The 12304-nt window shown below is 61.9% G+C and carries 10 protein-coding genes; 2 read left to right on the forward strand and 8 right to left on the reverse strand.

Features of this window, described 5'->3' with window-relative positions; genetic code table 11:
- The first annotated feature begins 99 nt into the window (after positions 1 to 99).
- Both IPK59_21985 and IPK59_21990 read left to right on the forward strand, forming a co-directional pair.
- Positions 100 to 1308, forward strand: coding sequence for an efflux RND transporter periplasmic adaptor subunit (locus IPK59_21985; GenBank protein ID MBK8161304.1), 1209 nt, complete (start codon positions 100 to 102; stop codon positions 1306 to 1308).
- Between the two features lie 11 nt (positions 1309 to 1319).
- Positions 1320 to 4487 (forward strand): efflux RND transporter permease subunit, encoded by a 3168-nt coding sequence (locus tag IPK59_21990; protein MBK8161305.1) that lies wholly within the window; start codon positions 1320 to 1322, stop codon positions 4485 to 4487.
- A gap of 125 nt (positions 4488 to 4612) precedes the next feature.
- On the opposite strand, the gene IPK59_21995 is transcribed toward IPK59_21990, so the two are convergent.
- The 8 genes from IPK59_21995 to IPK59_22030 form a co-directional block, all read right to left on the reverse strand.
- The gene (locus tag IPK59_21995; protein ID MBK8161306.1) at positions 4613 to 5386 is read right to left on the reverse strand and encodes an SDR family oxidoreductase; all 774 of its coding nucleotides are present in this window, start codon (positions 5384 to 5386) and stop codon (positions 4613 to 4615) included.
- 47 nt (positions 5387 to 5433) lie between these two features.
- Positions 5434 to 6219: an L-iditol 2-dehydrogenase gene (locus tag IPK59_22000; GenBank protein MBK8161307.1), complete on the reverse strand. Its 786-nt coding sequence runs from the start codon at positions 6217 to 6219 to the stop codon at positions 5434 to 5436.
- Positions 6216 to 7220: an ATP-binding cassette domain-containing protein gene (locus tag IPK59_22005; protein MBK8161308.1), complete on the reverse strand. Its 1005-nt coding sequence runs from the start codon at positions 7218 to 7220 to the stop codon at positions 6216 to 6218. The genes IPK59_22000 and IPK59_22005 overlap by 4 nt, the downstream gene beginning before the upstream one ends.
- A 25-nt stretch (positions 7221 to 7245) precedes the next feature.
- Positions 7246 to 8076, reverse strand: coding sequence for a carbohydrate ABC transporter permease (locus tag IPK59_22010; protein ID MBK8161309.1), 831 nt, complete (start codon positions 8074 to 8076; stop codon positions 7246 to 7248).
- 4 nt (positions 8077 to 8080) lie between these two features.
- On the reverse strand, positions 8081 to 8953 hold the full coding sequence (locus tag IPK59_22015) for a sugar ABC transporter permease (GenBank protein ID MBK8161310.1): 873 nt from the start codon (positions 8951 to 8953) through the stop codon (positions 8081 to 8083).
- 190 nt (positions 8954 to 9143) lie between these two features.
- Positions 9144 to 10454, reverse strand: a complete 1311-nt coding sequence (locus IPK59_22020) for a sugar ABC transporter substrate-binding protein (protein ID MBK8161311.1) — start codon at positions 10452 to 10454, stop codon at positions 9144 to 9146.
- Between the two features lie 166 nt (positions 10455 to 10620).
- Complete coding sequence (locus tag IPK59_22025) at positions 10621 to 11574, reverse strand: sugar-binding transcriptional regulator (protein ID MBK8161312.1); 954 nt, start codon at positions 11572 to 11574, stop codon at positions 10621 to 10623.
- Between the two features lie 4 nt (positions 11575 to 11578).
- The gene (locus IPK59_22030; protein MBK8161313.1) at positions 11579 to 12271 is read right to left on the reverse strand and encodes an HAD family hydrolase; all 693 of its coding nucleotides are present in this window, start codon (positions 12269 to 12271) and stop codon (positions 11579 to 11581) included.
- Positions 12272 to 12304: the final 33 nt, after the last annotated feature.

Here is a 12304-nt window from a genome sequence, read left to right on the forward strand (position 1 = left end):
TCACTCCCAGTGATATTCATCTTCACGCCGTTCTATTCGTCCCTGGCGCTGCACCTGCGCACATTCCACCGATATTGGAATCATTCGTCGGAGCCGGGTATGAATTTCCCCTCGAAGCTTGTGTATATTGCTGCTGGCCTTGCTGCCCTCGTCACGCTCACTGCCTGCGAGAAGCCGCAGGCAGCCCAGCAAGAACGGCCGCTCACCAAGGTGAGCGTCGCCGAGGTCATCCAGCACCCGGTCAATGAATGGGACGAACTCACCGGCCGCCTGGAGGCACCGCAATCGGTCGTGATCCGCGCCCGGGTATCCGGCTATGTCGACAAGATCGCCTTCGAGGAAGGCGAATTGGTGAAGAAAGGCGATCTCCTCGTGCAGATCGACCCGCGCCCATTCGCGGCCGAGGTGAAACGCCTCGCCGCCCAATTGGATCGTGCCCGCGCCACCGCCAAGCGCGCCGATAACGAAGCCAAGCGTGGCGAGCAACTGCGCTCCGGCAAGATCATCGGCGGCGAAGAAGCCGATGCGCGCAACAGCACGGCGGCGGAAGCTAAAGCCGCGGTCGCCGCAACCCAGGCCCAGCTCGATATCGCCAATCTCAACCTCAGCTTCACCGAAGTGCGCGCGCCGATCGATGGCCGTGTGAGCCGCGCCGATCTGACCGTGGGCAACCTGGCCCAAGCCGACGAAAGCCGCCTCACCAGCGTCGTCTCCACCGACAAGGTCTATGCCTATTTCGACATCGATGAAGCGGTCTATCTGAAATACGAGAACCTGACCCGCCTGGGTGAACTCACGGCGACGGCGCCGGTCTATCTCGGCCTCTCTAATGAAGTGGGCCATCCGCATCAGGGCCAGATGGATTTCGTCGACAACCAGGTCAATCCGAAGACCGGCACTATCCGCGCGCGCGCCGTGTTCGACAATTCGGAGGGCGTTTTCACGCCGGGCCTCTACGTCCGCGTCAAGCTGGTCGGCAGCGCCAACTATACAGCGAGCCTGATCAGCGACGCCGCCATCGGCACGGATCTCGGCAAGAAGTTCGTGCTGGTGCTCGACAAGGACAACAAGGTCGCCTACCGCAGCATCGACATGGGGCCGAAGCTGGAAGGCCTGCGCATCGTGCGTTCCGGTCTGGCGAAGGGCGACAAGGTCGTCGTCAACGGCTTGCAGCGCGTCCGCCCCGGCATGCCGGTCGATCCGCAACTGGTGCCGATGGCCGATGACAAGACGTTGGCCGGCTTTGCCACCTCCGCAGGCTCCAACCAGGTCGCCGCAAAGCTTGCGGCCGAACCTGCCGCGAACTGAAAGACAAACCGATGAACTTCTCGCAATTCTTCATTCAGCGGCCGATCTTTGCGGCGGTGCTGTCGCTCGTCATCCTGATCGGCGGCGTCATATCGCTCTTCCAGCTGCCGATCAGCGAATATCCGGAAGTGGTGCCGCCCACGGTCGTGGTCCGCGCCACCTTCCCGGGCGCCAACCCGAAGGTCATCGGCGAAACGGTGGCGGCTCCGCTTGAACAGGCGATCAACGGCGTCGAGAACATGCTCTACATGTCCTCGCAATCGACGGCTGACGGCAAGATGACTCTGACCGTCACGCTGGCATTGGGCACCGATCTCGACAACGCCCAGGTGCAGGTGCAGAACCGCGTCACCCGCACCCTGCCCAAGCTGCCGGAAGAAGTGCAGCGCATCGGCATCACCGTCGACAAGGCGTCGCCCGACCTCACCATGGTGGTCCATCTCACCTCGCCGGATAAGCGCTATGACATGCTCTATCTGTCGAACTATGCCCTGCTCAATGTGAAGGACGAACTCACTCGTCTCGAAGGTGTGGGCGATGTGCAGCTGTTCGGCCTCGGCGACTATTCGCTGCGTGTCTGGCTTGATCCCAACAAAGTGGCCTCGCGCGGCCTCACCGCCAGCGACGTCGTGCGCGCTATCCGCGAGCAGAACCGTCAGGTGGCGGCCGGTGCGCTCGGCGCCCCGCCCTCCCCCGGCGAGAATGCATTCCAGCTCTCGATCAACACCCAGGGCCGGCTGGTGACGGAAGAGGAATTCGAGAACGTCATCATCCATGTCGGCGACAATGGCGAGATCACGCGGCTGCGCGATGTGGCGCGGATCGAGCTTGGCTCCAGCCAGTATGCGCTCCGCTCGCTCCTCAACAACCAGCCCGCCGTCGCCATTCCGATCTTCCAGCGCCCGGGCTCCAACGCGATTGCCATTTCCGATGCCGTCCGCGCCAAAATGGCCGAGCTGAAGCAGAACTTCCCGGAAGGCGTCGACTATTCGATCGTCTATGACCCGACCGTCTTCGTGCGCGGCTCGATCGAGGCGGTGGTGCATACCCTCCTCGAAGCCATCGCCCTCGTCGTGCTGGTGGTCGTCCTCTTCCTGCAGACCTGGCGCGCCTCGATCATTCCGCTGGTGGCCGTGCCGGTCTCGCTCATCGGCACCTTCGCGGTGATGCATTTCTTCGGCTTCTCGCTCAACGCCTTGTCGCTGTTCGGCATGGTGCTGGCTATCGGCATCGTGGTCGATGATGCCATCGTCGTCGTGGAAAACGTCGAACGCAACATCGAACTGGGCCTCAAACCGGTCGACGCTACCAAGCGGGCCATGCGCGAGGTGACAGGACCGATCGTCGCCACGGCACTGGTGCTGTGCGCGGTGTTCATCCCGACGGCTTTCATCTCCGGTCTCACCGGCCAGTTCTATCGCCAGTTCGCGCTCACCATCGCCATTTCGACGGTGATCTCGGCGTTCAACTCGCTGACCCTTTCGCCCGCCTTGGCGGCCTACCTCCTCAAGGGTCATGGCGAGAAGAAGGATGGTTTCTCGCGGCTGCTCGATTTCATCTTCGGTCGGTTCCTGTTCCGCCCGTTCAACCGGTTCTTCGAGAAACTGAGCTTTGGTTATGTCGGCACCGTGCGGCGCGTGCTGCGCGGTTCGGCCATCGCCCTTTTCGTCTATGTCGGGCTGGTGGCGCTGGGGTGGACCGGCTTTGCCAACACGCCGACCGGCTTCGTTCCGCAGCAGGACAAGCAGTATCTGGTGGCCTTTGCCCAGTTGCCCGACGCAGCGACCCTCGACCGCAGCGAGGAAGTGATCAAGAAGATGTCGGACATGGCCCTCAAATATCCGGGCGTGCTCGACACGGTCGCCTTCCCGGGTCTCTCCATCAACGGCTTCACCAACAGCCCCAATAGCGGCATCGTCTTCGTCACGCTGAAACCGTTCGAAGAGCGGCGCGATCCAGGTCAGTCGGCGGGTGCCATCGCAGGTGCCCTGAATGGCCAGTTCGCCGGGATCCAGGACGCGTTCATCGCCATCTTCCCACCGCCCCCGGTGCAGGGCTTGGGCACCATCGGCGGCTTCCGCCTACAGATCGAGGATCGTGGTCAGCTGGGTTACGAGGAGCTTTATAAGGAAACACAGAACATTCTCGCCAAGGCGCAGAGCATGCCGGAACTGGCCGGCCTCTTCTCCAGCTACCAGATCAACGTGCCGCAGATCGATGCTGATATCGACCGCGATAAGGCGAAAACTCATGGCGTGGCCATCAGCGATATCTTCGACACGTTGCAGGCCAATCTCGGCTCGCTCTATGTCAACGACTTCAACCGGTTCGGCCGCACCTTCCAGGTCAATGTCCAGGCCGACCAGCAGTACCGCCTGGAGCCAGAACAGATCGGCCAGTTGAAAGTGCGTAACGACCAGGGTGAAATGGTGCCACTCTCGACCTTCGTGAAGGTCACGGACAGCGCCGGTCCCGACCGCGTGATGCATTACAATGGTTTTGCGACCGCGGAGATCAACGGCGGGCCGGCCCCCGGCTATTCATCCGGCCAGGCGCAGGCCGCGATCGAAAAGCTGCTGGCGGCGGAACTTCCCAACGGCATGACCTATGAGTGGACGGAAATCACCTACCAGCAGATCCTGGCCGGCAATACCGCGCTCTTCGTCTTCCCACTGTGCATCCTGCTGGCTTTCCTGGTGCTGGCGGCGCAATACGAAAGCTGGGGCCTGCCGCTGGCGGTCATCCTGATCGTCCCGATGACGCTGCTCTCCGCCATTACGGGAGTCATTCTGTCGGGCGGCGACAACAACATCTTCACGCAGATCGGCTTGATCGTGCTGGTGGGACTTGCCTGCAAGAACGCAATTCTGATCGTGGAATTTGCCAAGGACAAACAGGAGGAAGGGATGGACCGCCTCGCGGCGGTGCTTGAAGCCTGCCGTCTGCGCCTCCGGCCGATCCTGATGACCTCGATCGCCTTCATCATGGGGGTGGTACCCCTGGTGCTGTCGACCGGCGCCGGTGCCGAGATGCGCCATGCCATGGGTGTGGCGGTGTTCTCCGGCATGCTAGGTGTCACGTTCTTCGGCCTGCTGCTGACGCCGGTCTTCTACATGCTGATCAAGCGTATCAGCGAAGGCCGCCAGCCGGTAGTCGTGGCTCACGCGCCAGCGGAGTAGCGCCCTCTCACCCCAACCCCTCTCCCCGCAAGCGGGGCGAGGGGCTTCGAGGCGAGGCTCGGTCGGAACTCCCTCGCCCCGCGATAGCGGGGAGAGGGTCGGGGTGAGGGGCTAAAAGCTCGATCTCACCAGCAGGTATAGCCGCCATCGACGACGACGACGCTGCCGGTCATGAGGCTGGCCGCTTCGCCGGCGAGGAAGAGGACGACGGAGGCGATTTCTTCGACCTCGCCGAGCCGTGCCATCGGTGTGCCGCCGATCCAGGCGTCGTACATCGCCGGCTTCGACTTCACGAAGGCATTGAGCGGCGTGTTGATATAGGTCGGTGCCACGGCGTTGACGCGGACGCCACGGGCGCCCCATTCGGCGGCGAGCGACTTGGTTAGATGATGCACGCCGGCCTTCGAGGCGTTGTAGAAGGCCTGTTCCTGCGGCTTGTTGACGATGAAGCCGGACATGGAGCCGATATTGATGATATTGCCCGACTTGGCCTTCAGCATGTAATTGCCAAAGGCACGGCAGCACCAGAAGGTGCCGTTGAGGTTGACGTCGATGACATTGAGCCAATGTTCGTCCGCGACCGTCTCAGCCGGTGTCTCAGAGCGCGCGATGCCGGCATTGTTGACCAGGATGTCGATCTTGCCGTAGCGCTTCACCACATCGTCGGCGACCTTGTTGACCTCGGCCGTCTTGGTGACGTCCATCTGGACCACGTCGACCTCGAAGCCCTTCTTCTTCATCTCCGCCTGGCCTTCGGCAGCGACCTTGAGATCGTTATCGGCGATGATGACCTTGGCGCCGGCTTCCGCCAGCGCTTCGACGCAAGCGAGGCCGATGGCACGGCCGCCACCGGTCACCAGGGCCACGCGATTGTCGAGTTTGAATTTGTTGAGATACATCTTGCTTCTCTCTATTCCTAATGGAGCCGCGCCGCTTCAGCCGCGCGTCAGCTCATCCAATTACCGCCATCGACATTGAGGGTCTGGGCGACGATGTAATCCGCATCCGCCGAGGCCAGGAACACAGCAGCACCGGTATGATCCTCCGGCGTGCCCATGCGGCCCAGCGGTACCGCTTCCCCGACCAGGCGTTTCTTTTCTCCCAGGGGTCGTTTTTCATATTTGGCGAACAGCGCATCAACTTGTTCCCACATCGGCGTATCAACCACGCCGGGCGCAATGCCGTTCACATTGATTTTGTGCTTGATGAGATCGAGACCAGCGGACTGCGTGAGGCTGATGACAGCGGCCTTTGTGGCGCAATAGACCGAGACCAGCGCCTCGCCACGTCGCCCGGCCTGGCTTGCCATATTGATGATCTTGCCACCGCGATTGGGCGTGACCAGATTCTGGGCCATCATCTGCTGTGCCACGGCTTGCAGCGTGAAGAACAGGCCCTTGGTGTTGACGTTAAACTGCAGATCCCAGCTCTTCTCCGTCACATCGACGATCGGGGCGAGATCGAACACGGCGGCATTGTTGACCAGGATATCGATGCCACCGGCCTTGGCCACGACCTCGTCGACCATGGCCTTGATTGAGTCCATCCTGGTCACGTCGAGCGATACCGCAAAGGCCTTGCCGTTCAATTTCGTCGCCAGTGCCTCGCCATCGGTGACAGCCAGATCAGCGATAGCGACGGTGGCGCCTTCCGCGACATAGCGTTCGACGATGGCGGCACCGATGCCACGGGCACCGCCGGTCACGATGGCGACTTTATCGGCGAGTTTCACGAGCGGAGAGCCTTTCCCTCTTTGTCGAAGCGATGGAGACGCGTGGGATCCGGGGCAAGACCGATATTTTCACCGACCTGGACATGCATCTCGCCCGGGCAGCGGGCGGTCAGCGTGCCTATCTCCGGCACGTCGACATAGAGGAAGGTATCTGAACCCAGATGCTCGGCCACCGCGACGCGGCCGGCCCAACCATGGCCATCGCGGTTGACCACCACATGTTCCGGCCGGATGCCGATGGTGGCGGCACCCTGTGCCTCGGCCAGCTGTCCGGCGATGAGGTTCATTTTGGGCGAACCGATGAAGCCAGCCACGAACAGATTGTCCGGTCGCTCATAGAGCTCCAGCGGCGAGCCAAATTGCTCGATCTTGCCGGCGTTGAGCACGACGATCTTGTCGGCCATGGTCATCGCCTCGACCTGGTCATGGGTGACATAGATCGCGGTCGTCGCCAATTGCCGCTGCAGGCGCGTCACCTCAAGCCGCATCTGTACGCGCAGGGCGGCATCAAGATTCGAGAGCGGCTCGTCGAACAGAAAGGCCTTGGGTTCGCGCACGATGGCACGGCCGATGGCGACGCGCTGGCGCTGGCCGCCGGAAAGATCGCGCGGCTTGCGTTCGAGATACGGGGTCAGATTGAGGATGGCCGCCGCACTCTCGACCTTGCGGTTGATCTCGTCCTTGGGCAGACCCGCCATCTTGAGGCCGAAGGCGATGTTGCCGCGCACACTCATATGCGGATAGAGCGCATATGACTGGAACACCATGGAGAGGCCGCGCTTTGCCGGGGGCACGCCGACCACGTTGACGCCGTCGATGAGGATGCGGCCGTCGCTGACGTCTTCCAGCCCTGCGATCATGCGGAGCAAAGTCGTCTTGCCGCAACCGGATGGACCGACGAAGACGACGAAGGATCCATCTGCGATCTCGAGGTCAGCGCCTTGGATGATCTCATGCGCGCCGAAGGATTTCCGCACGCCGTCGAGGGTGATGCTGCCCATGCTTAGATTCCCTTGATTGGCGTGATCATTTGACCGCTCCGAAGGTGAGGCCCCGGACGAGCTGCTTCTGGCTGAACCAGCCGAGAACAAGAATGGGGGCGATGGCCAGGGTCGAGGCCGCCGAGAGCTTTGCCCAGAACAACCCTTCCGGACTGGAATAGGAGGCGATGAAGACCGTGAGCGGTGCCGCTTCCGAGGTGGTAAGGTTCAGCGTCCAGAACGCCTCGTTCCAGGCCAGGATGACGTTGAGCAGGACGGTGGAGGCGATGCCGGGCACCGCCATCGGCGCCAGCACGAAGACGATCTCGCGCCACAGGGTGGCGCCGTCCATGCGCGCGGCTTCCAGGATATCCTTGGGGATTTCCTTGAAATAGCTGAACAGCATCCAGATCACGATCGGCAGGTTGCCGAGGCACAACATGAAGATGAGACCGGAGCGTGTATCGAGCAGGCCGAAATCGCGGAAGATGAGATAGATCGGCACCAGCACGCCCACCGGCGGCAGCATCTTGGTGGACAGCATCCACAGCAATATGTCCTTGGTGCGATGGCTGGGTGCAAATGCCATCGCCCAAGCGGCCGGGACCGCAATCAGCATGGCGATAAGCGTGGAACCGCCGGCAATGATGATCGAGTTCATCGCGTGGTGGAAATAGTCGCTGCGCTCCTGCACCGTCGCATAGTTCTCCGTGGTCCAGTCGAAGAACAGGAAACTGGGCGGAATGGAGAAGGCGTCGAGCTCTGTCTTGAAGCTGGTCAGCACCATCCACAAGATTGGGAAGAAGATAATGAAACCGACAATCCAGGCGGCGGCCGTGTTGACGATCTTGCGCTGGGTGGAGACTTGCCGTGCCATGATCTCAAGCCTCCAGGTTCCGGCCGACGATGCGGACCAGGAAGAATGCCAGGATGTTGGCAATCACCACCGCGATGAGGCCGCCGGCCGAGGCGCCGCCGACATCGTATTGGATAAGCGCCTTGGAATAGATCAGGAAGGCGATGTTGGTGGTCTGCAGGCCTGGCCCACCGCCGGTGGTCACGAAGATCTCGGCAAAGACGGTGAGCAGGAAGATGGTCTCGATGAGAATCACCACCGTGATCGGGCGCGCGAGATGCGGCAGCGTGATGTAGAAGAAGATCGAGAGGGCGCCGGCCCCGTCCATCACCGCTGCTTCCTTCTGCTCCTCGTCCAATGACTGAAGGGCGGTCAGCAGGATGAGCGAGGCGAAGGGCAGCCATTGCCAGGCAACGATCAGGATCACGGCGAAGAGTGGCGCCTCGGCAAACCAGTCGATGGGCGTCATGCCAAAAAGATTGGCGATCCAGGCAAAGAGGCCCGAGACCGGGTGCATCAGCAAATTCTTCCAGACCAGCGCACTCACCGTCGGCATGACGAAGAAGGGGGCGATGACCATCAGACGCACGATGCTCTGGCCATACATGACCTGGTCCAGTAGCAAGGCCACCAACGTGCCGAGGACGATGGTGATGGCGAGAACCGAGCCCACCAGGATGAGGGTGTTCTTGAGCGAGGCAAAAAAGGCAGGCTCAGTCAGGAAATAATAGTAGTTCTCGAACCAGACGAACGTCTCCATGCCCGGATTCAAGAGATTGTAGTTGAGCGTCGAGAAATAGATCGTCATCGCCAGCGGGACGATCATCCAGAACAGCAGCAGGGCCACTGCCGGGGTGAGCAGGATGCGGCCGACGGTCTTGGTCTGTTGTGTGGCCATCATGTCCTCCGGCCCATCGGCCCTGGAAAACGTTCCGGGCAGGAAGGGTGCCATCGGTTCCCAGGGGGAAACCGATGGCTGCAGTTAGTCGGGACTAGGAATACGCAGATATTGGGGCGGTCACCATCTACTGCCGTCCACCTGCGATGGGAGCCATCGCAGGTGCCCGACATCAGATCCCGTCGTCAGATCATTTGATATAACCGGCACGAGTCATTTCCCGTTCCGTCGCAGCCTGCGCGGCGGCGAGCGCCTCGTCGACCGTCATGTTGCCGGAGAGGGCAGCGGCAAACTGCTGGCCCACGGCGGTGCCAAGTCCCTGGAACTCCGGAATGGCGGCGTATTGCACGCCGACATAGGGCACCGGCTTCACCGTCGGATGATCGGGATCGGCAGAATTGATCGAATCGATGGTCGGCTTGGCGAAAGGTGCCGCCTTCAGATATTCCGGGTTGCTGTAGAGCGAGGTGCGGGTGCCTGGCGGCACGTTGGCCCAGCCTTCCTTGGAGGCGACGAGCTCGGTATAGGCCTTGCTGGTCGCCCAGGAGATGAATTTCTCCGCTGCTTCAACCTTCTGCGAGCCGGCCGGGATGGCAAGGCTCCAGGCCCACAGCCAGTTGGCGTTCTTGCCGAGACCCTTGTTCGGCGCGAGCGCAAAGCCGACCTTGTCGGCAACCTTCGATTCCTTCGGGTTGGTGACGAAGGAAGCGGCCACCGTCGCATCGATCCACATGCCGCATTTGCCGGCATTGAACAAGGCGAGGTTTTCGTTGAAGCCGTTCGAGCTGGCGCCCGGAGGACCGGATTCGTTCATCAGATTGACATAGGTGGTGAGCGTGTCCTTCCATTCCGGGCTGTCGAACTGCGGGTGCCACTGTTCGTCGAACCAGCGCGCGCCGAAGGAGTTCGACATGGCAGTCAGGAACGCCATGTTCTCGCCCCAGCCGGCCTTGCCGCGCAGGCACACGCCATAGGTCTCGGTCGTCTTGTCGGTCATCTTCTTCGCCGCATCGACGATGAAATCCCAGGTCGGCTGCTCCGGCATCTGCAAGCCGGCCTTTTCCATCAGGTGGGTGCGGTACATGACCATCGAACTCTCGCCGTAGAAGGGCGCCGCATAAAGCTTGCCGCCCACCGAGAGTGCCGCGCGGATCTTGGGCAGCAGGTCGTCGACGTCATAGTCGGCGCCCAGATTGTCGAGCGCGACCAGCCATTCCTTACCGGCCCAGATCGGCACTTCATAGGTGCCGATGGTGAGCACGTCGAACTGCCCGCCTTTGGTGGCGATGTCGGTCGTCACTTTCTGGCGCAGCACATTCTCCTCAAGCGTCACCCATTTGACCTCGATATCCGGATTGGCCTTGGTGAATTCCTCGGTCAGGCCCTGCATGCGGATCATGTCGCCATTATTGACCGTGGCGATGGTGAGCGTTTCGGCAAAAGCAGTGCTGGTCGCAAACAGCGACGCGGCCCCCATGAGGGCTGCAAGCATCTTGTTCATTTTCATCCTCCCAGATCCTATCGTGAGCATATGCTCCGATATTGAGCATATGCTCACACCACAACCAAGCCTTGTCAATGCAGATTCGATTTTGCGGCGCAGCAACCAGCACCGTTGCGGAGAATTCATCCGGAACGGGTCAGGCAGCCGGCCGCAACACGCGGGATCAGCGTACGAGGAGTTGCTTGGCGGTGGTTTCGTCGGTGATGAGGCCGTTCAGCAACCGGCCTTTGAGGGCGGCGCGGATGGCGGTGATTTTGGCTGGGCCCAGGGCCGCCCCGACCGTCAATGTCTCGGCCGGAATATGGTGCGGGACCGAGGTGACGCGGCGGTTGGTGCCGCCCTCGATGACACGCCCCTCGGCATCGAAGGCCCAGGCAGTGATTTCGCCCACGGCGCCGAGGCGCATGAGTTCGAGGAGTTCTTCGCGGGTGATGAAGCCGTCGACATGGAGCTGGGCACCCTGGTCAATCTGGCCAATACCGACCAGGCGCAGATCGGCATTCTCGGCGATGCTGCGCACGCGAGTCACCGCGGCGATGCGCAGCAGCTGTTCGCGTTCCGCTTCCGACGAGACGAAGACCGGCAGCGGCATCGGGTAGTGCCGCGCCTTGGTGAGATCGGCAAGCCGCGCCACCGTGTCGAAGAAGCTCGCCGAGCCATCGGGCGAGATGTTGCCGACCAGCGACACCACCTGATGGTTGGGGCAATCCATGGGGGCGATCTGCTCGACCGCGGCACGCATCACGCGACCGGTGCCGATGGCGATGATGGTGGGCTTCTCGGCGCGCAGCGTCTGCTCAAGAAGCGCCGCCGCCCTTTCGGCCAATCCAGCCAAATTAGCCGGATTGGCGGGATCGCTCGGCGCCACCTCGCAATAGCGCAGGCCGAAGACATCCTTGAGGCGCTTGGCGAGTTCCATGCAGGCGGCGATGGGATGCTCCAGACGGAAGGTTATCAGCCGTTCCGAGAGGCAGAGCGAGACCAGGCGCTGCGCGGTCGCCCGCGACACGCTCAGCTTCTTCGCGATCTCGTCCTGGGTATGGCCGGCGATGTAATAGAGCCAGCCGGCGCGGGCGGCATCATCGAGACGGGATCTGTCGCTGTCGCTGGCTGCCATGATTCTAGCCGGCGACGCTGGGGGCGATGAACAGCGCCTGTTCGATATCGCGCATGTGCTGGAACACTCGGTCTGCGCCGGCTGCGCGCAACAGGGCAGCGCCATCGCGATCCACATAGTGGCTGCCCCCGACAAAACCCCCCACTGTCATCCCCGCGGCCTTCCCGGCTTCCACGCCACTGATACTGTCTTCGATCACCAGGCTGCGCGCGGCTTCGGCCTTCATCTCGCGGGCCGCGAGCAGAAACAGATCCGGTGCCGGTTTGGCGCGCGCCACGCTGGCGGCGCTGAACACGCGCTCCTCGAAGTAGGGGGAAAGGCCAGCGAGATTCAAGGAGAAACTGATACGCTCAGGATCGCTCGATGAAGCCAGGCAATAAGTCCAGGGCAATCGTTGCAGCAGCTTCTCAACATCGGGGATGGCGCGCAGTCCATCTTCGAACGCAGCGCGGATCATCTGCCGCAGTTCGGTCACGAACAGCGGTGGCATCGGTCGACCGAGCGCCGCCTGGTAATGCCGCGCCACCTCGTCAATGCTGCGGCCGAGAAAACGCTGCATCACCGAGGGCAGATCCAACGCGATGCCATGCTGCATGAGCTGCCGGTGCAGGCAGGCGCAGGCCAGCATTTCGCTGTCGATGAGCACGCCGTCGCAATCGAAGATGATGAGGTCGATATCTCCCATGGCGCCGATCATATCCACAGTGTCAGGTCCGCAGGAGGGGCCGTA

Source organism: Rhodospirillaceae bacterium (assembly GCA_016712715.1).
GTDB lineage: Bacteria > Pseudomonadota > Alphaproteobacteria > Dongiales > Dongiaceae > Dongia.